This window comes from Erythrobacter ani (genome assembly GCF_019204025.1).
Classification (GTDB): Bacteria; Pseudomonadota; Alphaproteobacteria; order Sphingomonadales; family Sphingomonadaceae; genus Erythrobacter; species Erythrobacter ani.
Genome location: NZ_JAGSPB010000001.1, coordinates 657,935 through 683,363, shown reverse-complemented (window position 1 = coordinate 683,363; position 25,429 = coordinate 657,935). Strand labels below are relative to the sequence as shown.

Here is a 25,429-nt window from a genome sequence, read left to right as displayed (position 1 = left end):
TAATGGACTTTGCAATTCCCGCCGACCTGCAGGCGTATCTCGACGAGCTCGACGCTTTCATCGAGGCCGAGATCAAGCCGCTTGAACAGCAGGACGACAATATCCGTTTCTTCGACCACCGCCGCGAATACGCGCGGACGAATTTCGAGGCGGGCGGATTGCCGCGCGAGGAGTGGGAGGAGCTGCTCAAGGAAGCCACGCGGCGTGCCGACAAGGCCGGACACTGGCGGTTTTCAGCGCCGAAAAAGTACGGTGGCAAGGACGGGTCGAACCTCTGGATGGCGGTGGTACGCGACCATTTCGCTCGCAAGGGCCTTGGCCTCCACAACGACCTCCAGAACGAGCATTCGATCGTCGGTAACTTCCCCTTCGTCGCGATGTTCGATCAGTGGGGGACAGAGAAGCAAAAGCAGGAATTCATTCTCGGCGGATTTGAACGCACGCGCCGCGTCGCCTTTGGCCTCACAGAACCACATCACGGCTCTGATGCAACCCACATGGAAACCCGCGCGGTGCGCGAGACCCGCGACGGCATCGATGGCTGGCTCATCAACGGGGAGAAGATGTGGATCACCGGCATGCATGTCGCGACCCATTGCGCGATGTTCTGTCGCACGTCCGGTGAAGCGGGCGATGCGAGCGGGATCACCTGCCTCCTCGTCCCCAATCCGACCGAAGGCCTGGAGATCGAGGAATGGATGTGGACCTTCAACATGCCCACCGACCATCCGCGCCTCTCGATCAAGGACGTCTGGGTGCCTGACAGCGCGATTCTAGGCGTCGAAGGGCGCGGCCTTGCGCTGGCGCAGAGCTTTGTCCACCAGAACCGCATCCGGCAGGCGGCGTCGAGCTGCGGCGCGGCGCAATTCTGCGTCGATGAGAGCGTTAGATATGCGCGGACCCGCAAACCTTTTGGCGAGGCGCTGTCGAAGAACCAGGCGATCCAGTTCCCAATGGTCGAGCTCGCCACACAGTGCGAGATGCTGCGCCTGCTGATCCTCAAGACCGCGTGGGAGATGGACAACATGCCACACGAAGAGATCGAGCGCACGATCTCCGACAAGGTCTCGATGTGCAATTACTGGGCGAACCGGCTGGTGTGCGAAGCCGCCGACCGCGCGATGCAGGTGCATGGCGGAATCGGCTATTCACGGCACAAACCGTTCGAGCACATCTACCGCCATCACCGCCGCTATCGGATCACGGAGGGCTCCGAAGAAATCCAGATGCGGAAAGTGGCGGCCTACCTGTTCGGGTATCTCGGGCCGAAGAAGGGGACGATGGGCTAGAAGCTGCGCCCCTCAGGCAGGTCGATGCCGTCCTGCTTTACGGCGGAGCTTTTTGAAAGCCAGTAAAGGGCGATCCCTATCGCCACCATAACGCCCATATAAATAACCGATGTCGCCTCCAACTGCGACATCAGCCAGAGGATATACCCGGTCGCGACGGGCACGATAATGGCCCAGCGCAAGTCCATCGTTTTGCGCAGTCCCGCGTCATTGCGGCGCCACATGGTTACGAGCGCGGCGATGACCGCCAGGAAACCCAGCTGTTCGACGCTGACTACAAGTACGGCGAGGATTTCGAACGTACCCGATAGCGTGAGCGCAGCCACCACCGCTGCGAACGCTGCGATTGCAACGGCCGGCGATTTGAAGCGAGGGGACAGATAGGCAAGACTGTGCGGAAGCAATCCTCTGCGCGCCATTCCGTAGGCAAGGCGAGGGATCAGGAAGAATGTGTTGATCTGGTAAGTGGCGATAGAGAAAATCGCGGCGAGACTGATCATCAAACTTCCCGCAGGGCCAAGCAGTTTTTCGCCCATCGCTGCGAGCGGAATATCGACTGCTGTGGGATCAGGCGCAGTCGCGGCGTAAGCAAGTTGGACCAATGCATAGAAGATTGCGACGCCGCCGAGATTGAGCATCAACGCACGGGTCATCGTCTTTCGCGGCTCCTTTGCCTCTCCGGCGGCATAAACCGCGACGTCGCAGCCTGAAAAGGCGAAGGCGAGCAAGAGCGCAACGGATTCGAAATTGCTGAAAGTAGGCAGGTTTACCTCTACGGGCACTCCGTTCTGCGCAAAGCCAATGGCTACAAGCAGTGCGATCGGGCCGATTTTCAGCACGGTCCCGATGGCGAGAGCCCTGATCGAACGGGCTGCACCGCTGACGCTGATCGATGTGAATACGAGGATCAAGGCAGTCATGGTCACGAGCCGAATGGCCGGATCATCGAAGAACGGAAAAATCGCCGCGACATATGAAACGAGCACGTGAAAGTTGGCCGCTGCCGCAGACATGTTCACTGCGAGCGAGAACCATCCGACCTGGAACCCGACCGCCGGGCCGAACGCATGCTCGGTGTAAAGTTGCGCGCCGCCGGATTGTCGGAATACCGTCGAAAGTTTGGCGACGACCAGCAATACGCTGCCATACAGGCATGCAAATATCAGGATCGCGACAGGCGAAAACGATCCTGCCGCCGCAAACAGCAGTGCGGGCAAGGCAAAGATGCCCGACCCTACAACGCCATTGAGACTGGTCAGGATCGCCCCGCCAAGCCCGACCACGCGTGGCGGTTTTTGATCGTATGAAATGTTCCGTTCCCCCGTTGGAACGCGCCCCGCATAGCGTTTGAAAGAAAAGCGCAGGGCGTGTCAATCAAACGGGGTGCCTGCTCCCCCTAGCAATATCGTTTCTCGCCGCTAGTCTCCGGGTCGGACTGGGGAGAATAATCTGATGCGCCAAATCACCACCGCACTTCTTGCAGGCTCTATGCTTACAATTCCGGCAGCAGCCTTCGCCGATAATCACGAGGGCAAGGACGCGAAGTGGGACATTATGGCGCCCAGGGGGGCCACCATCGAACAGGTGCAGATCCAGACCGATGAAGGCACCTGGATGGATGTTGACGTCTCTCCCGATGGGCGGACCATCGCCTTTGCCCTGCTCGGCGATATCTACACCATGCCGATCTCAGGAGGCACTCCCACCCGCATCGCAGAGGGGCTTGCATGGGAGGTGCACCCACGCTTTTCGCCCGACGGCTCGCGCATCGCTTTCACCTCGGATCGCGGCGGCGGCGACAATATCTGGGTCATGAACAGCAACGGTTCCGACAAACGGCAGGTGACGAAAGAGGAATTCCGCCTCCTCAACCAGCCGACCTGGTCGCCCGACGGGCGTTTCATCGCCGCAAAGAAGCATTTCACCACCCAGCGCTCGCTCGGTACGGGCGAAATCTGGATGTACCACGTCTCCGGCGGGGGCGGCGTGCAGGTGGTCGAGCGCGCCGACGAAGCTCTGCAAAAGGAGCTGGGCGAGCCCACCTTCGCGCCAGATGGCAGTGCGATTTATTACACGCGCAACACCACTGACGGGAATACCTTCATCTATGCGCAGGATTCCAACAGCGGAATCTTCGCGATCGAGAAATATGATCTCGAAACCGGCGAGGTCACGACCGCAGTCGATGGCTTTGGCGGCGCGGTGCGCCCTGCGCCTTCGCCCGATGGCAGCGAGATCGCCTTCGTGCGGCGGGACAAGGATCAAAGCCAGCTGTGGATCAAGGATATTGCCAGCGGTGCCGAGCGGATGATTTACGGCGAACTCGATCAGGATGTGCAGGAAACCTGGGCGGTGACCGGGGTCTATCCCAATATGGACTGGACGCCGGATAGCGCCAGCATCGTGTTCTGGGCAGGGGGGAAACTCAACCGGATCGACCGTGATGGAGCGAACTTTGCCGAGATCCCGTTCACGGTGAACGATACGCGTGGCATTGCCGATGCGCCGCACCCCGTCATCGACGTCGCGCCCGACCGCTTCACCACTAAAATGGCAAAATTCGGCACGCTGTCGCCCGATGGTACGCGCGTCGTGTTCGAAGCGCTGGGCAAGCTCTATACGAAGTCGGCGAGGGGCCACGATGCGCCGCGTCCGCTTACCGGAGATGGCAGCGATGCGATCGAGGCGTTTCCGGCGTTCAGCCGTAACGGATCTCGCCTCGCATTCGTGCGCTGGACCGACGAAGGACTGGGCGAAATTATTGTCGCCGATGCGAATGGAGGAAACGCGCAGACGGTCACCTCTAAACCGGGCCATTACGCGAACCCGGCCTTTTCGCCTGACGGGCGAATGCTCGCTTTCGAGAAGCGCTCCGGCGGCTATCTCACTGCGCCAGAATACTCGGATAATACCGGCATCTTCACAGTTCCCGTGGGCGGCGGGGAGACAAGCCGCGTGACCGGTTCGGGTTCGAACCCGCAATTCACCACCGACACGGGGCGAATATTCATGAACGTGGCGAGCGGCGGCAAGCTCGTGCTGCAATCCACCGATTTGAGCGGAGAGGCGAAACGCACGCACGCTCGCGGTGAGCTGGCCAACGATTTCCGCATTGCGCCCGATGGACGGACTATTGCCTTTCGGCAGAACTACGAAGTGTTCGCCATGCCCGTCATACCTGGCGGGAAGCCGGTCGATGTCAGTGAACAGGGCGGCGCGCTGCCAGTTACCAAAGTGAGCGAAGGCGGCGCTGACTACCTCGGCTGGTCAGGCGGAGGGGAGACATTGTTCTGGTCGATGGGACCGGAATTGATGCGCGCTCAGGTATCCGATTTCTTTTCCAGCGCGCCCAAAGGCAACGGAAATGACGGCGCTGCTTATTCGCCGCCTGGATCCGGCATCCAGATGGCGATCACAGTCGCCGCAGACAAGCCAAGCAGCACTGTGGCCATCACCGGAGCGCGTCTGCTGACGATGGCTGCTGGTCTTGATGCCCAAGACCCCGGTGTCATCGAAAACGGTTTCATCGTGATACAGGGCGACCGGATCACCGCGATCGGATCCGCAAGCGAAGTGACCGTCCCGGACGGAGCGATTACGGTCGATGCGAGCGGCAAGACCATCATGCCCGGCCTCGTCGATGCCCACGCGCACGGGCCGCAGGGTACCGGCGATCTCATCCCGCAGCAGAACTGGCGGCTGGTCCAGGACCTGGCGCTGGGAGTGACGACGATCCACGATCCGTCGAACAGCGCGAGCCACATCTTCGCCTCTGCCGAACGGCAGCAAGCGGGCAAGCTGCTTGCCCCGCGCATTTTCTCGACGGGCGAGATTATCTACGGTGCCAAGGCACCAAGCATCTATGCGCGGGTCGACACCTACGACGATGCCCTTGCACATGTCCGCCGGATCAAGGCGCAGGGCGGCATCTCGGTCAAGAACTACAACCAGCCTCGGCGCGAACAGCGCCAGATGGTCGCCCGCGCAGCAGCCGAGGAGAACATGCTCGTCGTGGCTGAGGGTGGATCGTTGTTCGGGATGGACATGAACCTCGTGGCGGATGGCAATTCGACCATCGAACACAATGTACCCGGAGAAGTGTTTTACGAAGACGTGCTGCAATTCTTCGGCCAGTCGAACTCGAACTACACGCCGACCCTCACCGTGACCTTTGGGGGGCTGGCTGGTGATCCGTACTGGCGGCAGGAAACCGACGTGTTCGATCATCCGCTGCTGGTTCACACCAGTCCGAAGCACCTGCTCGCTTCCAGCGCGCGCCGGACGAAGGCACCGGACTGGGCCTTCGTCGATGACGATGCCGCGCGCGAGGCGCACAAGCTCGCGCAGCGCGGCGTTAAGGTGTCCATCGGTGCGCATGGCCAGCAGGCCGGGATCGCCGCGCATTGGGAAATGTGGAGCTTCGCACGCGGCGGCATGACCGCTATCGAGGCCCTGAAGGCAGGGACAATCGCGCCCGCGCAATCACTTGGTATGGACAAGGATATCGGCAGCCTCGAAGTCGGCAAGCTCGCCGATCTGCTCGTCCTGTCTGAAGATCCGAGCCAGGACATCCGCAATTCCGACACGATCGAACAGGTGATGCTGGGCGGGCGTCTGTATGATGCCGCAACAATGAACGAGGTAGCCACGGGCGATGCCCAGAGGCGTGCCTATTGGTGGGAAGATTGAGCTATTCGCTAATCGCCCGTTCGATGATTGCAGCCGCATCGGCGGGGTCTTCAAACGGGTGAAAATGGGTGCGGTCTGGCCGGTAAAGGTCGGTGCCTTTCGGCATGGTGGAGGCAAGCTCAGGCCAGGTCGGCGACGATTTGAAGTCTTGCAAATCGGTCTGTTTCGCGCGCACGATCAGGGTGGGGATGTCCACCTGCCTCGCGGCCTCGTGAATGCCGGTATTGCTGCGGCTTGAGGCGTAGACGCTCGCTTCCATTTCCGGCAGGCACGCAAGCTCGCATTTGGCTCCGTCCGACGTCGGGAGAAGACCATAGCGGCAGTAATCCTCGAACACCCTCGGCTCGAACAGATCATAGGGATCGCGCGAACCAAATCGCTCGATCATGGACTCTACGCTGTCGAAGTCTCGCTTTCGGCGGATCGCCGGATGCGGCGCGTCTGATGTGAAAAGCGGGGCACCCGCGGCATAGAATTCGGGCGCGAGGATGACCGGATCAAACAGGACCAGGCGGCTGAACGCGTCTGGCATATCGGCGGCGCATTGGAGCAGGGTATGGGCGCCCATCGAATGCCCGATGCCGATCGCGCGGCGAATGCGGAGTTGCTTCAGGAACGCTCCGACATCGCGCGACATGGTTTGCCAGTGATCGATGGGGTCGCCGGTCGAACGGCCATGCCCGCGCAGGTCGAGGGAGAGAACTCGCCGGTCCGGAAAATGCTCGATTATCGCGTCCCAGACCCGCGCGTGAAACCCGGTCGCGTGGGCGAAGACGAGCGCGGGTTCCTGATTACCTGGCTTTGCACGCCATTCGAAATAGGCGAGCTTGATCCCGTTGACCTCGATGGTTCGCGCAGCCGGCTTCATCGATCAGGTGACGGGTACCGGCTCGCCTGCCGGTTCTTCGGCAGGGGCATCGGGCAGCGCGACCTTGAGCAGGAAGAAACCGGACACCGCTGCGACCAGCGATCCAGCCAGCACTCCCAGCTTCACCGCGTCGATCTGAGCCGGATCGGCAAAGGCCAGGTTGCCGATAAACAGGCTCATGGTGAAACCGATGGCGGCTAGTAGTGACAGGCCGTGAATTTGCCTCCAGTTCACTTTTTCCGGAAGGGTTGCGATGCCCATCTTCACACCGACATAGGCAAACCCGAAGATGCCGATCTGCTTGCCAATGAGCAGGCCGAGCGCAATGCCCAGCGGCAGCGGTTCAAGCAGGTCCGATGGCGACAGGCCGATCAGCGTTACGCCGGCATTCGCGAACCCGAAAATTGGGATGATGAGGAATGCGACCCAGCTGTGCAGGCCGTGCTCCATTTTCTCCAGCAGCCGCTCTCCATTGCGGGCGACCATCGGGACCGTCATCGCGGCGGCGACACCGGCCAGCGTTGCGTGGACCCCGGATTTGAGCACGAATACCCACATCAGTACGGTGAGCAGCGTATACGGAATGCGCGAGCCGAATTTCAGTCGCCCGATAATTGCCAGTGCCGCGAGCGTGATGCCCGCGCCGATGAGCATATCGATCTTGAGCTCGCCAGAATAAAAGAGCGCGATGATGGTGATCGCGCCGATATCGTCGATCACCGCGACAGCCAGCAGCAAAGCTTTGAGTGCGACGGGAACGCGCGGACCGAGCAGCGACAGGATCCCCAGTGCAAAGGCGATATCGGTCGCGGCGGGGATAGCCCAGCCATCGATTGTCTCGGGCGAGTTCCAGTTGAATGCGACGAAGATCAGCGCCGGGATTGCCATGCCTCCAATCGCGGCGACCAGTGGCAACGAAGCCTTGTTCCAGCTGGAAAGCTGGCCTTCCAGCACTTCGCGTTTCACCTCGAGCCCGATGAGGAAGAAGAAGATCGCCATCAGACCGTCATTGATCCACAGGAGCAGCGGCTTGTCGATTTCGAAGCTGCCGTAAGACAGGTTCAGCTTTGTCTCGAGCGTGCCGAAATATGCGCTTGCGGCAGGCGAATTGGCGATCACCAGCGCAAGCAGCGCAGCGACGATGAGGACTATGCCTCCGGCGCTCTCCTGCTTGAGGAAGTCTTTCAGCGCAGCGCCCACCCGATCAATCATGGTTCCCGGTCCTCTAGGAAAGATGCAATTGTCCTTGGGTCTGCAACGTGCGACAGCGCCATTGGTGCCCGCAAATCGGGCCCATTGACACGATTTTCGCGGTCTAATTCTCCACGGCAAGTGGAAATGCGCCCGCACTGCAATTTTGACTGGCAAACGTACTGCTGTAGGGGAACGCGCGGTGCCAGACGCCGTTTGCACAAGATGTTCCGACGCGGAGATCCATTTTTGTCCGAAATCCTACCCGCAGACCCGGTCGGCGAGACCGAGTTCCGCAAGCTCATGGGCTTGTTTGCGACAGGCGTTTGCGTGGTGTCGTTTGGGGAAAACGACGGGAGCGAGCACCCGCCGATTTCCGGGATGACGATCAATTCACTTGTATCGGTATCGCTTGAACCGATGCTAGTGAGTTGGAGCCTGCAAAATGCGTCCAGTCAGTTTGCCGATTATGCAGGCGCCGAGGAATTCGCGTTCAGCATACTCTGTGAAGGCCAGCAGGTCATTGCCCGCCGCTACGCCGCGCGGGGCGATTCAGCGCTCAATCATGGCGATTTCGAATGGACTGGGCGTGGAATCCCTGTCCTGCGCGGCGCGTTGGCGACGATCGAATGTCGCCGCTGGAAGACATATCCTGCGGGAGATCACACTATCGTTCTAGGCGAAGTGCAGGCCATGAACGCAAGCTTTGCGGATCGCCATGCGCGGGCGCTCGGCTTTTTCAACGGGCGGTTTTGCAGCATCGGTAATTGAGTGCGCATCAGTCTGCGCGGAGCGACTGCCGGTTTAGGACATAATCGTCCTTCAGCGCCATGATCGCGCCGACGATCATCGTCACCGTGATATCCTCGACCTGCTGCCATGTCATCGAATGGCGGCTCTTGTCGCGCAGCAGGTACATGCCTGCCGATGCGGGAAGGCCGAAACTGATATCGATGGCGGCCTGCGCGATATCGGGCGGAAGGCCGAAGTGCTTGCCGATGATGTCCGCGAGATAATCGACCGCGGCATCGCGCCCATATTCGGTCGGGTCGTGTACCGCACTGACACTGGGTTCCGCCTGCAAACGGTCGATGATCAGACCGCGCTCATCGATATATTTGATGTAGGCGTGCGTGATCCCGCGAACGAGCCCTTCGAACGTATCGGCACCTTGGGCGGCCTTGCTCTGCTCACGCCGGAGCATCCGCAGTTCTCGCTCGAGCAGCTCGCTGAGTAGCTCGTTGAGATTGGGGAAGTAATTGTACACCAGCGATTTGCTGACTCCTGCGGCCTGCCCGATCGATTCCATGGAGATCGCCGCGACGCCGTCGCGGCCGACCACTTCGGCGGCGTGATCGAGGATCAGCTTGCGGCGCTCTGCAGGATCGAGCCTGGTGCGGGGTTTGCGGGGCCTGGATGCCATCATCGAAGCATTAGCAAAGGTTGGCGCAGAATCTAGGGCCGCTGTGTCACAGTGGGGGAAGCGGATAGGATGACGGATCGTGCCAGCGTTTGTCATGGATCGAGCGATCCCGGCCAGCGCCGACATTTTGCTGGAATGCGAGCAGGTTGCCCTCGGGGTCGCGTGCAAACTGCATTTGCCATCCGCCAAGCGTGAAAGTGGGCCCGGCGAGTTCGATGCCTTCGGGTTCGAGACGGGCGAGGGTTCCGGCAAGGTCCGTCACCTCGAATGACAGGCTGTTGTATCCGATCCGCTCCAGTGTCCAGTCGGTGCGCGTGACTGGTGTCGCAGGCTTCTTGTAATTCCAGAATTCGAGCTCGAAATTCCAGGTTGCAAACCAGCTTGCGGTGACCACGGTGCCGTCGATGTCGACCACGTCATCGATGGTTTCCATGCGGGTTTCCTCGATTTCGCGGTGTGGGCCGTAACCGAGCACCTTGGTATAGAAATCGACCATCGCGGCCTTGTTGCCGGGGACATTGGCGATGTGGGTCAGCCACGCGTCGTCCTGCCTGCGTGGACGTTCGAGCTGTTCCATTTCGATCATCGTCCCGTCGGGATCGAAACCGTAAGCGTAGGTGACGCCGTAACCGCCCAGATCGACCGCGTCGTCCCCGCGCGAGAGGATATCGAGACCGGCCTCGCGAAACCGCCGGTAGCCGGAATTGTCCGCATGCGTTTGCCAGCAGATATGCGTGTAGCCCGGCCCTATGACGGCACGCCTTTCAGGCTCTGCATCGACCCCCGGTTCAATGTCCGTGAGGACCAGGAACACGGTGGGCGTTTCGATCAGGGCCATCTCGATCTGACCCTCGCGCTTGGCAAGGATTTCGGCCGGCAAAGCCGAGGCGTCCACCATCTTGCGTTCGACCACTTCGAAATCGACTGCTGCGCTGTAAAACGCGATGGTGTCGTCAATGTCGGAGACGGTTATGCCGACATGATGGACGCCGAGTATCGCATCGGGATTGGCGGGTTCGGTCGCAGATTGCGCCAGCTGGGTGGTAGAACAACCCGCCAGCGCGAGGCCGATCATCGCCATGCCGGTCAAACGCTTCATCTGGCTTCTCCCGCAGGGCGATAGGCCAGCAGCACGTTGCCGCCGATCTCGCCGAATTTGTCGTATCCCGAGTTCACGAAGACCATTCCGCCCGCGACGACTACGCCCGCCCCGTCGATCGAGCCGCCTTTCGCCTCGGCGCCGTTGACGGTCTCGAAACTGCGATTGGTCTCATCCATCCACAACACGCGGCCATCGCGCGCCGAATAGGCAAGTATGCGTCCGTTGTGGGCCCCTGCAAAAATGACACCGGGGATAGCAGTCAGCGGGGCGGATAATGCAGTCTGGCAGGCATAGCCCGGCTCCTCGCAGGTCGGCTTTTCAATCCGGGACCATAGTTTCTGCCCGGTTGCGGCATCGAAAGCGTGAATGCCGGGCTGCGGCGGACCAACGGTGAAGCGATTTCCGGGAGTGTCGGCGATCGGCACCCAGAGCGTCTCGCCGTCGCTGGCCATGCCCCAGTGGATGCCGCCGTTGAAGCCGCCCATTCCGGCCCGCGACCGCCACAGGATGCGGCCTCCATCATCGGGATCCATCCCGAAGACTTCGCCCGATTTCTGGCCTGCGAGGATGATGTCTTCGCCTGATGGCAGCTCGACCAGAATAGGCGCGGCACCGAAATCGAAATCGGGGCCGTCCTCTTCCGGACAGTTTGCCTTGGGATCGCGCCCGCACGAAGCGTTCCAGGCATCCCCCGCGACGGTCTGAGAAACCCAGCGGAGCCGCCCGGTTGCGAGCGACAGCGCGACAATGGCGTCGCTGTTGCCATTGGCAGGAGAGGTGTAGTTCTCGCCGGTGCCGACATAGAGCAAGCCGCGCTTCGCATCGACGGTCGGCGTCGACCAGACCGGCGCGCCGCTCGGCGCAAGAATGTCGACCCCGACGCTGGTTTCCCCGACCTTCTTCGGTTCATCGACCGAATACCACCGCCATTTCGGCTCGCCGGTTCCGGCATCGAGCGCGGTGATCCCGCCCCGGAACGTGCAGCAGATGTATTGATCGTCATAGGCGGAGACGACTTCGAGCGACGACATGGGCACGAACAGCGTGCCGTCATGCATCGCAATACTGCCGGTCATGGTTCCGTCGGGATGGTCCTTGACCGATTTGGACCAGCGCTGGCGACCGGTTTGCGGATCGACGGCATGGACCACTGCATCGACATCGCCGAAATAGAGCGTTTCCGGGTGGCCATCGCTGCCGGTCGCGATCAGCGGGGCGTTGCGCACCTCCGCGCCGGCATCATAGCTCCACCAGATGCACCCGGTCTGGGGGTCGAGAGCATAGACGTGCCCGGACTGGCTGCCGGTGAACAGCGCCTCGCGCGTGACCGCGGGCTGGGACCGGGCTCGCTGCGCGCCGGGAAATCCGAACGCCCATGCAAGCTCAAGCTGCGGTATGTCTTTTGCGACGAGGCCTGCCGCATCGTTGTCCTGGAACCGGGTGTTGGCGAGATCGCCTCCCCACCTGTTCCACAGAGGTGGGCCAGAAAATTGCAGCGCCCCTTTGCAGCGCGCGCCGGTTGCCTCGCGCGCCGCTTCGCCTTTGCCAAGATATTCAGACAGAACGACCCGGTCGATGGCCGAGAGGGCCGCAGATTGGGCCTGCATGATCCCGGTATTCATCGAAGCGAGAATTTGCGCCTGGCTGCGCTGCTCCAGCGCGGCGCGGGTCGGCGCGCCATTGATGGCCCGGTCATGGCAGGATGCGCAATTATTAGCGTAAAGGCGCTCCGCCAAGGCGGCCTTCCCGCTCTCGGGGAGTTCGATTATGGCCTCTTCCGCGGGGGATGAACAGGCGGCGAGCGCCACAGCCACGGGGCCGAGTATCGCAAAGCCGCTTTTCATTTCTCATCCCATCCGTTATTGACTAATCATACAATAGAAGGGTTGGCTGTCAATGCGAATGCTCGGACTGATACTGATGGGAAGCGCGCTTGCGTCGTGCTCATACTCCCCTGCGAAAGACTTGAACGCGGCCTCGGCCCCGAGCGTTACGGAGGCCATCCCGACAGACCCCGCAGCGGAATACGCAAACGCACTTGCCGAATCCGGCGCTCCCTATCGGCAAGGTTTCAGCGGCGAGGGCGAAGACCGCATTCACTACGTCGAGGCAGGCGCAGGCCCGGCAGTGATATTCATCCACGGCTTTCCCAGTTTCTGGTATGTCTGGCGCGACCAGATGGAAGCGTTCCGGCATTGCCGCCGCGTCATCGCCATCGACGCGCCCGGTGCAGGGCTTTCCGCCAAACCCGAGCCCAATCAGGCATACCGTGTAGAGGCACTCGCAAAGCGCCTTGATGCCCTCATCGCCGAGCTTGCACCGGGTGAAAAAGTGACGCTGGTCGGACACGATTGGGGCGGCGCACTGGCGTGGAGTTATGCGCAGTGGCAATCTGAGAAGCTGGACCGGCTGGCCGTGTTTAGCGCCCCGCCATACAACGTCCTGCTCGACCTGCTCGCCACCGATCCGCAGCAGCGCGAGGTTTCAAGCTATATGCCGACATTGCTGGCTATAGACCGCGAAACCGCATCTACGGATGCCTTTGCCCGGTCTTTCTATGATCTCGCGTATAAACGAATGGTGGACACGCAGGTGCTCGACGAGCGCGAGGGCGCGATCTTTCGTGATGGTCTCGCCAGGGACGGAGCCCTCTATGCCGGTATTCAGTGGTACAAGGCCAACATTCCCGCGTTCGAGCAGCTGAACCCAGCCGCTTCGTACTGGCCCGGCCCGGGCACAACGACAAAAATTCCGGTCTTGCTGGTCAGGGGAAAGCAGGATCGCACTTTCGTAAAACGAATGGCAGAGCTGGCGGCGGCCGATACACCTGACCTCACGATTGCGGAATTCGAGGACGTAGGTCACTGGACGCAGTTCCAGAATCCCGAAGCGGCCAACGCAGCGCTCGGCGGTTTCATCCTCGGCGACGGCGAAGAGTGCGCGCCGGCGCGCTAGCTCTCGGTACTCTCCACGCGGATCATTACAAAGGAGGCGGCTGCGCTGGCGGCAGCCAGCACCGCTCCGACCCATGAGGCGCTTTCAAATCCGGAAATCAGATCGGCATCCGCTCCGTTCTCGCCGATGAGTACGAATCCCAGAAGCGCTGTCGCGATGAGGCCCGCAATCCGGGAAATAGCATTGTTCACGCCCGATGCGACGCCGACATAGCGGTTTTCGACTGCGTTCATCACCGCCGTAGTCAGCGGCGCGACGCACAGGGCCATGCCGATCGCGATCGCGATCAGCCCGGGCAGGATGTCGGTCCAGTAATCAAGATCGGCATTGGCCGAAAAAGCGAACAGCGCAAATCCAAAAGCAACCAGAAGCGGACCGATGGTGAGCGTCGTGCGTATTCCGATCCGGGTCGCGAGCCCGCCCATTGTGCGGGACAAGATACCCATGATCAGAGGAAATGGCAGCAGCGCAGCGCCAGCCGCCGTGGCCGAATATCCGAGGCTTTCAATCAGCATGTAAGGCAGCAGCACCATCAACCCGCCTAGCGCGGCGTACAGCATCAGGGTCAGGATGGAGATGCCGGAGAAGCTGGCCGAGCCGAAAATTCCGAGCGGCATCATCGCTCCGCGTCCTTTGCGAATCTCAACGGCGAGGAATGCTGTTCCGAGCGCGAGACCGGCGATGGTCGATGACACTACACCGAGATCTGCCCAGCCTCTTTCCGGCAGGCTGATCAGAGCGAACACCAGCGCGCCCAATGCAGATGTCGCCAATATCGCTCCGGTCAGGTCTAGCGGGACGCGATCCTCTTCGCTTTCCCGCGACTCGCAAATGCTGCGCTGGCCCACCATCCACGCCGCAGCCGCTGGAGGTATGACGATGGCGAAGGCCCAACGCCAATCCAGATTGTCGATCACGAACCCTCCGATCACCGGGGCGGCGGCACCCGCGATTGCGCCCGCTGCCGCCCATGTTCCCACCGCTTTTCCGCGTTTTTCGCCGCTGAATCCGTCGGCGATGATGGCAAGGCTGTTGGGCGCAAGGAGGGCAGCGCCGATGCCTTGCGCGAACCGCAATCCCAGGAGGGTTTCGAGGTTGGGAGCGAGAGCGCAGGCGACAGTTGCGACCGTGAAGATAGCGAGGCCCAGCATGAATAGCCGCTTGCGCCCATAGTGATCGCCCAGAGATCCGCCGACCAGGACCAGAGCCGATAGCGGCAGGAGATAGGCGTTTACGATCCACTGCACCCCGGCTGCATCAGTCCCGAAATCAGCCTGCATCGATGGCAGTGCGACATTGATGATCGAACCGACAACGAAGGCGAGAGACGAGCCGAGAACAGTCGCGACAAGAGTGCCGGCTTCCGAAACGCATCGACCGTCACTTTCCGAGATCGAAGCCGCTTCGTCGCATGGAGTTGGTAATGCAGTGGCGATCGGTTGAGCCTTCCTACTGCGAGATCAGGTACGCGGTGCAAGCACCGAAAATTGCGAAAGTGCGAGTGAGCTTGAAATGGGCGTTCGCAAGAATTCGGTAGAAATGCCGAAAGTTGTTCTGTTATGGATTCAAACTGTTGTGTCAGGGAATCGGGGTCAGTTTCAATGCCGAAGTTTTTTGTGAAGAGAAAAACCGGCCTGGCAGCCGCGATTTCGGCGACCCTTTTGTTGGTCGGATGCTCGGGAAGCGGTGAGGATCCCGCGCCCCCGCCTCCAGAAGTAACCGTGTCGACCCCTGAGATCCGCTCAATCAACGATTGGGACGAATATACCGGCCAGTTCGATGCAGTCGAAGGCGTGGAAGTGCGCGCCCGTGTCAGCGGGTATTTGCGTCAGGCCCATTTCCGCGAAGGCACGCTGGTTCGCAGGGGCCAGTTGCTGTTTACCATCGATCCTCGCCCTTTCGAAGCTGAAGTCGCACGCGCGCAGGCCGATCTGCAGGCGACGCTTACACGCAGGGACCTGGCAATCGCTGATCTTGGCCGTGCTGAATTTCTTCTCAAAGAGGAAGCCATCAGCAAGGAGGAGTACGATTCGCGGGTTCAGGCGCGCCAGGAAAGTCGCGCCTCGGTCGCGGCGGCGGAGGCCACCTTGCGGCAGGCCCAGCTCGATCTCGAATTCACCCGGGTTACGTCGCCTATTTCCGGTCGTGTCGGCTCCCGCGAAGTGACACGCGGCAATCTCGTTTCGGGCAGCGGCGCTCAGGCGACGCTTTTGACAACAGTATTCTCGCTCGACCCCATCGAGTTCATTTTCACCGCAGACGAAGCGGCCTACCTGAAGTATCGCCGGCAGGCACGCGAAGGCACGAGGCCATCGTCCCGGGATATTGCAAACCCGGTTATGCTGCGCCTGCAGGATGAAACGGAGTTCGTGCACAGCGGCGAGATGAGCTTCGTCGACAACGCAATCGACACGCAGACCGGCACGGTCGAAGGCCGCGCGATCTTTTCCAACCCGGATGGAATTTTCATTCCGGGAATGTTCGGCCGCCTGCGATTGCTCGGCTCCGGCGAATACGATGCGGTGTTGGTGCCTGATACGGCAATCCTGTCGGACCAGTCCGATAAGATCGTGCTGATCGTCGACGACGAAAACCTTGTTCAGCAGCGGGTCGTGGAGCTCGGCCCGGTCCTAGATGACGGAATGCGCGTCATTCGGTCTGGGCTTGCCAAGGATGACCGGTTGGTGACCGGCGGATTGATGCGGGCACGGCCCGGGAATCCCGTCACGATCGCTGGGGAGGAACCCCCGCCTGAAGAAACAGCAAAAAGGAGCGCGGACACCGCTGAACTGGCAGCGGCACGATGAAGTTTCCGCACTTTTTCATCGAGCGCCCGATCTTCGCGGCTGTCGTTTCGATCCTTATCGTCCTCTTTGGCGCTGTCAGCTATTTCAGCCTGCCGGTGGCACAATACCCCGAGATCGCTCCGCCGACGATTACAGTCACCGCTACCTATCCGGGCGCGGGTGCGGACGTCGTGGCAGACACTGTAGCGACACCAATCGAGCAGGAGCTCAACGGTGTCGAGAACATGCTGTATCTGTCCAGCCAGGCAACAGATGATGGACGTCTCACGATAACAATCACCTTTGCTTTGGGCACCGATCTGGATGGGGCTCAGGTTCTTGTGCAGAACCGCGTGGCGATCGCAGAGCCGCGATTGCCCGAGCCGGTCAGAAGGCTGGGCGTAATCACTCAGAAAAGCTCGCCCGACCTCCTTACGGTAGTCCATCTGTTCTCGCCTGACGAAAGCCGTGACCAGCTCTATATCTCGAATTACGCACTGCTGCAGATCCGCGACACGCTGGCCCGGCTCGACGGCGTGGGATCGATCACGATCTTTGGCGCGCGCGAATACTCCATGCGCATCTGGCTGGACCCGGAGCGTATGGCCGCGCTCAGAATTACACCTCAGGATGTCGTTGGCGCTCTGCGGGCCCAGAACGTTCAGGTCGCCTCGGGCACGTTGGGACAGCCGCCGCTGGAGGGTACGTCCGCTCGCCAGATCGCGGTGCGGACGCTTGGCAGGCTGGAAAGCCCTGACCAGTTCGAAGACGTTGTCGTACGAACAGCTCAGGACGGACGCCAGGTCCGGGTGAGCGATATAGGCCGCGTGGAACTGGGCGCTCAGGATTACTCCACCAATGCGTATCTCGACGATAGCCCTGCGGTGGCCATCGCGATCTTCCAGCGCCCAGGCTCCAACGCTCTGGATACTGCCGCCGGCATCGAGGAAACGATCGAGCAGCTGAGCGAGCAATTTCCGCCCGGGCTCGAATACGACATCATCTACAATCCGACCGAGTTCATCGCGGAGGGCGTGAACGAAGTTTATGTCACGATTATCGAGGCTGTCATCCTCGTGTCGATCGTGGTGTTCATCTTCCTCCAGAGCTGGCGTGCGGCGGTCATTCCGATACTCGCGATTCCGGTATCGCTGATCGGGACTTTCTCGGTGATGGCGGGGCTCGGCTTTTCCATCAACAACCTCACGCTTTTCGGGATGGTGCTGGCGATCGGCATCGTGGTCGATGACGCGATCGTGGTGGTCGAGAACGTCGAGCGCGAGCTGAGGGCTGGCAAGTCGCCGAAGGAGGCCGCCCATGCGACAATGGACGAGGTTGGCGGCGCGCTGATTGCCATCGCTCTCGTGCTGTCTGCCGTCTTCATTCCGACCGCTTTTATCAGCGGCATCCAGGGACAATTCTATCAGCAGTTCGCGCTGACCATCGCGACCGCGACGATTTTCTCTGCGTTCAATTCCCTCACGCTGTCGCCGGCTCTTGCTGCAATCCTGCTCAGGCACGAGGAGGAGGACGCCGATGAACTCGCGCGCGAGGCCGAAATGGCGAGCGCTAAGGATGTAGACAATGCAGGCAGCGGAGCGAAGGGGCGCCTCGCGTCTATCGGATTGAGATTCAAGGCGCTGCTGCAAAGGTTTTTCGACTGGTTCAACCGGAACTTCGACCGCCTCAGCGAACGCTTCGGCGTTGTAACGGGGAAACTGACCAAGAGGATCGGTATCGTAATGGTGGTCTATGCGCTGCTGATCGGCGCGACCGTCTGGCGCTTCAACGATACCCCCACCGGTTTCATACCGGAACAGGACCAGGGATATCTTATCGTTGCGATCCAATTGCCGCCGGGCTCTTCGCTCGATCGTACCGATGCCGTGTTGCAAGAGGCAACGGATGTCATCCTGTCGACGCCGGGTTTCGCCAATACGGCTGGCTTTGCCGGGTTTAACGGTGCCACTTTCACAAACTCTCCCAATGCAGGCGCGATCTTCTCTGTAATGGAGCCATTCGCCGACAGGCCGCCGGCGCCGGAAATGCTTGCGACGCTCAACCAGCGATTGGCGGCGATCGACGAGGCGTTCATCATTGTGATCGCACCGCCGCCTGTTCGCGGAATCGGCAATGCGGGTGGTTTCCGCATGATGGTGCAGGATCGCGGAGGGCGCGGAGCAGATGCGCTCGTTGGCGCGACGCAGGACATGATCGCGGCCGCCAACGCCGACCCGCGGCTCGCGAACGTTTTCACCGTTTACGAAACCGGGACGCCGCAGCTTTATCTCGATATCGACCGGGTCAAGGCACAGCAATTGGGCGTTCCCGTGTCCGATCTTTTCGGGACGCTCGAAGTGTATCTCGGGTCGTCATTCGTCAACGATTTCAACCTGCTCGGGCGCACATACCGCGTGACGGCGCAGGCCGATGCACCGTACCGGATGGACGAAAGCGACATCTCCCGATTGTACACGCGGAATGCGTCGACCGGAGAGATGGTACCCATCGGCAGCGTCGTGAATTTCCGGGATATCACGGGACCTTCGCGCCAGCCGCGCTACAACCTCTTCGCGGCGGCGGAAATCGACGGAAGTCCCGCGCCAGGATACAGTTCGGGTGAAGCTTTGGCTGCGATGGAAGAGATTGCAGCAGAGACGTTGCCGGACGGGTTCGATTTCGAATGGACCGGGCTCGCATTTCAGGAAACGAATGCCGGTTCGACAGCCAGCCTGGTCTTCGTGTTCGCGGTGATCGTGATTTTCCTGTTGCTCGCCGCGCAATACGAGAGCTGGCTGCTGCCCCTATCGATCATCCTGATTGTTCCGATGTGTCTGCTATCGGCGATAATCGGCGTGAACTTGCGCGGTATCGACAACAACATCCTCACTCAGATCGGTCTGGTGGTGCTCATCGGACTTGCCTCGAAAAACGCAATCCTGATCGTCGAATTCGCGCGCCAGCGGGAGGATGCGGGGATGGACCGATACCAAGCGACCGTCGAGGCAGCGCGCCTGAGGCTCCGTCCGATCCTGATGACGAGCTTCGCGTTCATTCTGGGGGTCGTACCCCTGGTCATTGCAAGCGGCGCCGGTTTTGAAATGCGCCAATCGCTAGGCACGGCAGTGTTTGCGGGAATGATCGGGGTCACCATCTTCGGGCTGTTCTTTACGCCAGCCTTCTACATCCTCACTCGGAACATGAGCGACTGGTTTGCAGCACGCCGGGACGACAAGGCCGAGCTCGAAGCCGATCCTCGGAGCGAGGACGACGACGCCGGTGTCGATGGTGGCGATGAAGAACCGCAGGGAGAGCCGGCATGAACTGGCGTATCCTGGCCGTCGCCGCATTGAGCGCAGCATCTTCGGCCTGCATCTCGCTGCGCGATTACGATGGGCCTCCCGCCGATCCTATCGACGATGGGACGACTTTCGTCCGCGCCGATGCGGATCGTTACGCTGCCGAAGAGCCGGTGATCGAATGGTGGCGGGAACTGGGCGAGGAGGATCTGAACGCGCTGATCGCCGAAACATTCGCCAATAATTTCAACCGGGCCGAAGCCGAGGCGAATTTGCGTGCTTCGCGCGCAGTCCTCAGGCTCCAAAGGCGCAATTTCCTCCCGAACGGAAATTTTTCCGCGTCGGCCCAGCGGCAGGGTACTTCGGAAAATGCAGTGGCGTTTCCAGGGTTCGTGAGCATCCCCGATATCGATCTCTATGATGTGGGTTTCGACGCGGCTTGGGAGATCGACCTATTCGGCCGGCTGGCCGGACAACGCGATGCAGCTGCGGCCGACCTGCAGGCCGATATCGCTACTCGCGATGACCTCCTCGTATCGCTCGCCGCGGAAACGGCATCGACCTATGTCACCTTGCGCGGCGCGCAGGAACAGCTGGCTGTCGCGGAACGAAATGCGGAAAACCAGCGCGCCACCTATGACCTTACAGAGGTGCTGCGCGAAGGCGGAAGGGGTACGCGGCTCGACACGGAGCGAGCGCGGGCGCAGCTCGACCTGACACTGGCCACAATCCCCCCGCTGCGCGCACTGATAGACCAGAGCGTATTCCGCCTCTCCGTGCTGACCGGGAGGCCACCCGCCGCGCTGCTTGCCCAACTGACTGAGAACGAGGACCTGCCCTCAATGCCCACGCTGGTCGCGGTAGGTGACGCGTCCGAGCTGCTGCGCCGTCGTCCGGATATCCGCCGTGCGGAGCGTGAACTTGCATCGGCAAGCGAGCTTGTGGGCGTTGCCGCTGCGGACTTCTTCCCTACGGTCAGCATTGGCGGATCGGTAGACCTTCAGGCGCAGTCGATCGGCGATTTGCCGGAGTCGAGTTCGCTGGCATTCGCAGTCGGCCCCCAGCTCATCTGGAACATCCTGGACTTCGGCAGGATCCGCGCACGGGTCGATCAGGCTGACGAACTATCGGTGGCCGCCGCCGCACGCTATCAGCAGACGGTTTTGCTCGCGCTCGAAGAGACAGAGACCGCGCTGTCCGCCTACAACAATGAACTCGAACGCGAGGTGTTGCTGCGCGACTCTGCGGAAGCATCGCAGGAAGCGGCGCGCCTGGCGCGGCTGCGATATCAGAACGGGGTGGACGATTTCCTGCAGGTGCTCGATTCCGAGCGTGTGGCGCTGGAAAATGAAACGCTGCACGTCGTGAGCCGGACACAGACCTTCATTTCGCTCATCGCCATCTACAAGTCGCTGGGCGGTGGCTGGCAAACCGCCGGTCCGATGGATGAGAGCGCGACACCAGCCGGAATGCGCACGACGAGCGAGAGCGAGGCCGACCAGCCGGACGAGTGACCGCCGGAACAGTTTAAATGGAACAGAGCAGGCTCGAGAACATCGGCGATCGTTCATGTCATGTGGGAAAGACGGATGGCGTCCGCTGGCTGCTGCAAGACTCCGTGAAAGGTAGCGAACACTCTGCAAAAGCTCATCAAGTGCGCTTGAACGGAGGTTATCGAACCAGTCCCTGTAACGCGCAAAACCTATGCGGTGAAACCGTGGGTGGTCGCAAGGAGATAGCCGAACGAATTTAGAGACGTGCGAGCGCGCGAGGTGTGTCCGAAAAGATTGCAACCCTGATCACAGTCTCGATCTAATCGCTTGTAGATCCGTCAAAAAGGATACCGCTGGCAGTTAGCCCGGCCCGAGAGGTTTTCTCAAGCGGTCACTGACCGGAAAAAACCTCGTCTCAAGACGCTAAGGCGTAGGGTTCGTGTTTGAGGAGATTCGTCGAGACACTTGTTCGTTGCTCTCACGCGGCCGCAGATGTTTGCGGGTGTCACTTACCCGTTCTTCGTGATCAACGTGATCATCGCCGTCGAGCTGTTCCTGATCGTCCGCCTCTGGTGGGTGCTCCTGGTCGCGGTAGGGTAGCCGCAGTCTCGACAGCTATCTCCGAGCTTCTCGATCAACTTCCTTGATTAACGACCATTCCAATTCAAATCTCGCCAGATATTTCCGCAGGCGATCGGAATCATTGGTCGATGTGCGCTGTTCGCGTGAGGCGGCAAAGAGGGTGCGTCCTGCGTCAGAAAGGCTGGCTGAGCGTCGACACACCTGAACCACATATTCCAGTTGGACCCGGTCGAACGGGTCAATCGCTGTCATTCGATCCTGTCCGAGTAGGCCGGTCAGGCTGTCGTTCTCTACCGTGCCTCCTGACCAGAGCCGTGCAAGTCGGCCCGTTTCGAAATCCACAGCCTCGCGGTCGATCCTGCCGGTCGGGCAAAGTGTCGCCATGCGGGTTACGCTGGCGGCGAGGTCGCGGAAATTACCCTGCCACCGCGCAGACGGGCTCTCGGAGAAAGCGAGATAGCGGTCCCGCGCTTCTTTATTGAATGTGACGCGCGTGCCCTCGCGTTCTGCGAAACGCTCGAGTTCGTAATCGAGGTTAGGTTCGATGTCTTCGCGCCGCTCGGCCAGGCCGGGAAGAGTAAAAGTCCATAGGTTAAGTCGTGCGAACAGGTCTTCGCGGAAATTGCCAGCGGCGACTTCATCCATAAGAGTGCGGTTGGTTCCGGCGATCAGCTGGAACTCGCTCTTTGCCTCGGTGTCCGCGCCAACCGGAAGGAAGCGCCCCTCCTCGATCGCGCGCAGGATCATGGCCTGCTCGTCCAGCCCTAGCTCTCCAATCTCGTCCAGGAACAGGAGGCCCTTGTCGGCACTCTTGAGCAAGCCGGGCCGGTCCTGCACCGCACCGGTAAAGGCACCTTTCTTGTGGCCGAACAGCGCGGACATGGCGCTGTCCCCTTTGAGCGTTGCGCAGTTGACCTCCACGAAAGGTCCGTTGACCTGGTGACGCAGCCTTTTGAGTTCGTAGACCTTGCGCGCGAGCTGGCTCTTGCCTGCGCCGGTCGGGCCCATGAGCAAAATCGGCGCGCGGCTGCGAACCGCGACCTGTTCGATCTCCTCGATCATGCGGTTGAAGGTCGCGTTGCGGGTTTCGATCCCGCTCTTGAGGAAACTGGTGCTTTCCGCGCTGGCCTCGGCGAAGCGGCTAGCGATGGAATCGTAGCGGGAAAGGTCGAGATCGATCGAGGTCCAGGTGCCGATAGGCTGCGGCGCTCCCTTTTGGGGCTGTGTCTGCAAGAGCCTGCCGGGAAGATAGCGCGCCTCCGTCAACAGGAAGAGGCAGATCTGCGCCACATGCGTGCCGGTGGTGATGTGGATCAGGTAATCCTGCGCGTCCGGATCGAACGAGAAGTCGCGCGCGAAATCGAGCAGTTTTCCATAAACCTCCTCGAAGTCCCATGCGTCTTCGAAATCCATGACGTGGGGGACGACCTCGGTCTCGGGTGAGACGTCGCGGATATCCTGCATCACGAATTCTGCGAGGCGGCGATGATAGCTGCCGTGGATCAACACAAACCGATCCACCCGCAGGTCCTCCTGCATGCAGATGCTGACCGTGGGCCGCCACTTGTTCCAGCGTGACGGACCAAACTTTGCGGCATCGAGCGTTGAGCCGAGAAAACCAATGACAGTGGTGGGCTTCATGCTCTTGATGATAAATTTTTATCACAAGCGATACAAGAGAATAGATTTCTCGCAACTTCACGATGTGTTGTTGAGAAGATCGAGTCTAACGAATTGTATATATTTCAGCGCACTATGCGAAATTTGCAGCAAGCGGCTGAAAACTGGCACGCCTCATGCTTTATCCAAACCGTCGGGTAAGTCGAACACCCGGCGAGACGCGGGAAATGGGTGGCCGGAATGGGCCGGCCGCCCAAAGCCCGATAAAGTTTCATGATGGAGTTGGACTATGGCCAACAAGACGCTTTTTTCCTCGGCGCTTGCGAAGTTCCTGCCGCGCACTGACACGGTCAACCAGGCAGGCGGCAACGCCTATGCCTATGGCCCCAAAGCCCTGCTCGCGCAGCTTGCCGCAACCGGCACGTTGTCGGACGGCTTCTACGCAGACGCGCAGGACCAGCTTGCCAAAGCGCTCGAAGCTGCCTGGGCAGTGGACGCTGAATGGGTTGCCAAGTGTGCGATCTATGCTCGCCAGTCGGGCGCGATGAAGGATATGCCGGCATTGCTAACTGCAGTGCTGTCGATGTCCGATCCGGACCTGATGATCCCGGTATTCAAGCGCGTGATCGATAACGGCCGCATGCTGCGCAACTTTGTGCAGATCATGCGGTCGGGCCAGACCGGGCGGACCTCGCTCGGTTCGCGGCCGAAGCGGCTGGTGCGTGAATGGCTGGAAAATGCCTCGACCCGCCAGCTGATGCAGGCGGCGACGGGCAATGATCCGAGCCTGGCCGATATCGTCAAGATGGTTCACCCGGCTCCGGCTTCGGCCGAACGGCGTGCCTTCTACGGCTGGCTGATCGGCAAGCCCTACGATGTAGCGGCGCTGCCGAAGGAGATCGCCGATTTCGAAGCATGGAAGGCGGACAGTTCGCGGCCCCTGCCCGATGCGCCCTTTGAATGGCTGACCGCCTTCGAGCTGACCGCAAAGCAGTGGGCTGTGCTGGCAGAGCGCATCGGGTGGCAGGCGTTGCGGATGAACCTCAACACGCTGGCGCGTAAGGGAGTGTTCCAGATCGACGGAGTGACCGAGATGGTTGCTGCGCGGCTGGCCGATCCCGATGCCATCGCCCGCGTGAAGCCGATGCCCTACCAGTTGATGACGGCGCTGACTCAAGTCGGTGACGGTGTCCCGCTGGCGGTGCAGGCTGCGCTTGAGAAGGCTCTGGACCTGTCGCTTGCGAAGGTCCCGGTGCTGGAAGGCAATGTCGTGGTGTGTCCGGACGTGTCGGGCTCGATGAGCTCGACTGCGACCGGATATCGCAGGGGTGCGACTTCGGTCGTGCGCTGCATCGATATCGCCGCGCTAGTATCGGCCGTGATGCTGCGGAGCAATCCGCAGACCCGCGTGCTGCCGTTCGAAGTGGACGTGGTGAAGCTCAAGCTCGATCCCAAGGCCCGCGTGGCGGTGAATGCCGCCAAGCTGGCAGGGGTCGGCGGTGGCGGAACGAATGTCTCGGCCCCGCTTGCTTTGCTGAACCGCGAGAAGGCGATGGTCGATTGCGTAATCATCGTCTCGGATAACGAGTCCTGGTTCGATGCGCCGCGGCCCCGAGGAGTTTGGGGGTCCTATGGCGATGCTTCGGCGACGATGAAGGAGTGGAACAAGCTGAAGGCCCGCAACCCGGGTGCGAAGCTGATCTGCATCGACATCCAGCCTTACGGTTCGACGCAGGCGCAGACGCGCAAGGACATCATGAATGTCGGTGGTTTCACCGACCCGGTGTTCGACGCAATGGCACGCTTCGCCAATGGCGATGCGAAGGATTGGGTCGAGATCGTCAACGAAGTGGAGGTTTGAAATATCAAAGGTCGCGGCGAATGCCGGGAAGGACTACATCCTGTCACGATGGTGGTCTCTGAAAAGGGGCGCCAGTCTTTCCCAAGCCTCGTCGCCGCGACCTTTGAATAGATTGATTTTGGAAAGGGCCGGGGCAAATGCAGGTGGGATTACATCTCCCACATGATAGGTCCGAAGAGTGAAGCGCCCCACGGGAGCAACTCTGCGGGGAGATGTGGGTTCGAATCCCACCGCTGGAACGTAGCTTAAGTGCCGATTGTCTCACCAACAT

Annotated in this window: 17 protein-coding genes; 9 read left to right on the top strand and 8 right to left on the bottom strand. The window is 60.7% G+C overall.

Translation table 11 applies throughout. From position 1 onward, the window contains the following. The first annotated feature begins 2 nt into the window (after positions 1 to 2). Entirely contained in the window at positions 3 to 1,289 is a 1,287-nt protein-coding gene (locus KCG45_RS03240; protein WP_218315669.1) for an acyl-CoA dehydrogenase family protein, read from the top strand. Here the strand turns inward: KCG45_RS03240 and KCG45_RS03235 are convergent. After that, entirely contained in the window at positions 1,286 to 2,572 is a 1,287-nt protein-coding gene (locus KCG45_RS03235) for an APC family permease (protein ID WP_218315668.1), read from the bottom strand. The genes KCG45_RS03240 and KCG45_RS03235 overlap by 4 nt on opposite strands. Before the next feature lie 169 nt (positions 2,573 to 2,741). Here KCG45_RS03235 and KCG45_RS03230 point away from each other — a divergent pair, with 169 nt between their 5' ends. Beyond that, positions 2,742 to 5,978: an amidohydrolase family protein gene (locus KCG45_RS03230; protein ID WP_218315667.1), complete on the top strand. Its 3,237-nt coding sequence runs from the start codon at positions 2,742 to 2,744 to the stop codon at positions 5,976 to 5,978. Position 5,979: 1 nt separating this feature from the next. On the opposite strand, the gene KCG45_RS03225 is transcribed toward KCG45_RS03230, so the two are convergent. Both KCG45_RS03225 and nhaA read right to left on the bottom strand, forming a co-directional pair. Further along, positions 5,980 to 6,846: an alpha/beta fold hydrolase gene (locus KCG45_RS03225; RefSeq protein WP_218315666.1), complete on the bottom strand. Its 867-nt coding sequence runs from the start codon at positions 6,844 to 6,846 to the stop codon at positions 5,980 to 5,982. A gap of 3 nt (positions 6,847 to 6,849) precedes the next feature. After that, a complete protein-coding gene (nhaA, locus tag KCG45_RS03220; protein WP_218315665.1) occupies positions 6,850 to 8,058 on the bottom strand; it encodes a Na+/H+ antiporter NhaA in 1,209 nt (402 codons plus the stop codon). 228 nt (positions 8,059 to 8,286) lie between these two features. Between nhaA and KCG45_RS03215 the strand changes: the two genes are divergently transcribed. Beyond that, the gene (locus tag KCG45_RS03215) at positions 8,287 to 8,808 is read left to right on the top strand and encodes a flavin reductase family protein (RefSeq protein ID WP_218315664.1); all 522 of its coding nucleotides are present in this window, start codon (positions 8,287 to 8,289) and stop codon (positions 8,806 to 8,808) included. Between the two features lie 7 nt (positions 8,809 to 8,815). On the opposite strand, the gene KCG45_RS03210 is transcribed toward KCG45_RS03215, so the two are convergent. The 3 genes from KCG45_RS03210 to KCG45_RS03200 are packed head-to-tail and all read right to left on the bottom strand — an operon-like array spanning position 8,816 to position 12,406. After that, positions 8,816 to 9,460, bottom strand: coding sequence for a TetR/AcrR family transcriptional regulator (locus KCG45_RS03210; RefSeq protein ID WP_218315663.1), 645 nt, complete (start codon positions 9,458 to 9,460; stop codon positions 8,816 to 8,818). A 46-nt stretch (positions 9,461 to 9,506) separates the two neighbouring features. Beyond that, complete coding sequence (locus tag KCG45_RS03205) at positions 9,507 to 10,559, bottom strand: VOC family protein (protein WP_218315662.1); 1,053 nt, start codon at positions 10,557 to 10,559, stop codon at positions 9,507 to 9,509. After that, entirely contained in the window at positions 10,556 to 12,406 is a 1,851-nt protein-coding gene (locus tag KCG45_RS03200) for an outer membrane protein assembly factor BamB family protein (RefSeq protein ID WP_218315661.1), read from the bottom strand. Before KCG45_RS03200 ends, KCG45_RS03205 begins: the two co-directional genes overlap by 4 nt. 52 nt (positions 12,407 to 12,458) lie before the next feature. On the opposite strand from KCG45_RS03200, the gene KCG45_RS03195 reads away from it, so the two are divergent. Continuing rightward, positions 12,459 to 13,517, top strand: a complete 1,059-nt coding sequence (locus KCG45_RS03195) for an alpha/beta fold hydrolase (protein ID WP_218315660.1) — start codon at positions 12,459 to 12,461, stop codon at positions 13,515 to 13,517. Here the strand turns inward: KCG45_RS03195 and KCG45_RS03190 are convergent. Continuing rightward, positions 13,514 to 14,911, bottom strand: a complete 1,398-nt coding sequence (locus KCG45_RS03190) for a DHA2 family efflux MFS transporter permease subunit (protein ID WP_218316393.1) — start codon at positions 14,909 to 14,911, stop codon at positions 13,514 to 13,516. The two genes, KCG45_RS03195 and KCG45_RS03190, sit on opposite strands and share 4 nt — an antisense overlap. 207 nt (positions 14,912 to 15,118) lie before the next feature. Between KCG45_RS03190 and KCG45_RS03185 the strand changes: the two genes are divergently transcribed. The 4 genes from KCG45_RS03185 to KCG45_RS03170 all read left to right on the top strand — a co-directional run bounded on the left by KCG45_RS03185 (position 15,119) and on the right by KCG45_RS03170 (position 21,695). Further along, positions 15,119 to 16,324 carry an efflux RND transporter periplasmic adaptor subunit gene (locus tag KCG45_RS03185; RefSeq protein ID WP_218315659.1) on the top strand — a complete coding sequence of 402 codons (1,206 nt, stop codon included), beginning with the start codon at positions 15,119 to 15,121 and terminating at the stop codon, positions 16,322 to 16,324. Then, positions 16,321 to 19,626 (top strand): efflux RND transporter permease subunit, encoded by a 3,306-nt coding sequence (locus tag KCG45_RS03180; RefSeq protein ID WP_218315658.1) that lies wholly within the window; start codon positions 16,321 to 16,323, stop codon positions 19,624 to 19,626. Before KCG45_RS03185 ends, KCG45_RS03180 begins: the two co-directional genes overlap by 4 nt. After that, the gene (locus tag KCG45_RS03175; protein WP_218315657.1) at positions 19,623 to 21,116 is read left to right on the top strand and encodes an efflux transporter outer membrane subunit; all 1,494 of its coding nucleotides are present in this window, start codon (positions 19,623 to 19,625) and stop codon (positions 21,114 to 21,116) included. The genes KCG45_RS03180 and KCG45_RS03175 overlap by 4 nt, the downstream gene beginning before the upstream one ends. Positions 21,117 to 21,560: 444 nt before the next feature. Further along, positions 21,561 to 21,695, top strand: a complete 135-nt coding sequence (locus tag KCG45_RS03170) for a VirB3 family type IV secretion system protein (RefSeq protein WP_255547926.1) — start codon at positions 21,561 to 21,563, stop codon at positions 21,693 to 21,695. A gap of 15 nt (positions 21,696 to 21,710) precedes the next feature. Here the strand turns inward: KCG45_RS03170 and rtcR are convergent, their stop codons facing one another. Continuing rightward, positions 21,711 to 23,318, bottom strand: coding sequence for an RNA repair transcriptional activator RtcR (gene rtcR, locus KCG45_RS03165; protein ID WP_218315656.1), 1,608 nt, complete (start codon positions 23,316 to 23,318; stop codon positions 21,711 to 21,713). 268 nt (positions 23,319 to 23,586) lie between these two features. On the opposite strand from rtcR, the gene KCG45_RS03160 reads away from it, so the two are divergent. Then, positions 23,587 to 25,158: a vWA domain-containing protein gene (locus KCG45_RS03160; RefSeq protein WP_218315655.1), complete on the top strand. Its 1,572-nt coding sequence runs from the start codon at positions 23,587 to 23,589 to the stop codon at positions 25,156 to 25,158. Positions 25,159 to 25,429 lie beyond the last annotated feature (271 nt).

Coding starts and splice junctions, on each gene's coding strand:
- KCG45_RS03240 (WP_218315669.1), top strand. CDS start 3: ATGGACTTTGCAATTCCCGCCGACCTGCAGGCGTATCTCGACGAGCTC.
- KCG45_RS03230 (WP_218315667.1), top strand. CDS start 2,742: ATGCGCCAAATCACCACCGCACTTCTTGCAGGCTCTATGCTTACAATT.
- KCG45_RS03225 (WP_218315666.1), bottom strand. CDS start 6,846: ATGAAGCCGGCTGCGCGAACCATCGAGGTCAACGGGATCAAGCTCGCC.
- nhaA (WP_218315665.1), bottom strand. CDS start 8,058: ATGATTGATCGGGTGGGCGCTGCGCTGAAAGACTTCCTCAAGCAGGAG.
- KCG45_RS03210 (WP_218315663.1), bottom strand. CDS start 9,460: ATGGCATCCAGGCCCCGCAAACCCCGCACCAGGCTCGATCCTGCAGAG.
- KCG45_RS03205 (WP_218315662.1), bottom strand. CDS start 10,559: ATGAAGCGTTTGACCGGCATGGCGATGATCGGCCTCGCGCTGGCGGGT.
- KCG45_RS03200 (WP_218315661.1), bottom strand. CDS start 12,406: ATGAAAAGCGGCTTTGCGATACTCGGCCCCGTGGCTGTGGCGCTCGCC.
- KCG45_RS03195 (WP_218315660.1), top strand. CDS start 12,459: ATGCGAATGCTCGGACTGATACTGATGGGAAGCGCGCTTGCGTCGTGC.
- KCG45_RS03185 (WP_218315659.1), top strand. CDS start 15,119: ATGCCGAAGTTTTTTGTGAAGAGAAAAACCGGCCTGGCAGCCGCGATT.
- KCG45_RS03180 (WP_218315658.1), top strand. CDS start 16,321: ATGAAGTTTCCGCACTTTTTCATCGAGCGCCCGATCTTCGCGGCTGTC.
- KCG45_RS03175 (WP_218315657.1), top strand. CDS start 19,623: ATGAACTGGCGTATCCTGGCCGTCGCCGCATTGAGCGCAGCATCTTCG.
- rtcR (WP_218315656.1), bottom strand. CDS start 23,318: ATGAAGCCCACCACTGTCATTGGTTTTCTCGGCTCAACGCTCGATGCC.
- KCG45_RS03160 (WP_218315655.1), top strand. CDS start 23,587: ATGGCCAACAAGACGCTTTTTTCCTCGGCGCTTGCGAAGTTCCTGCCG.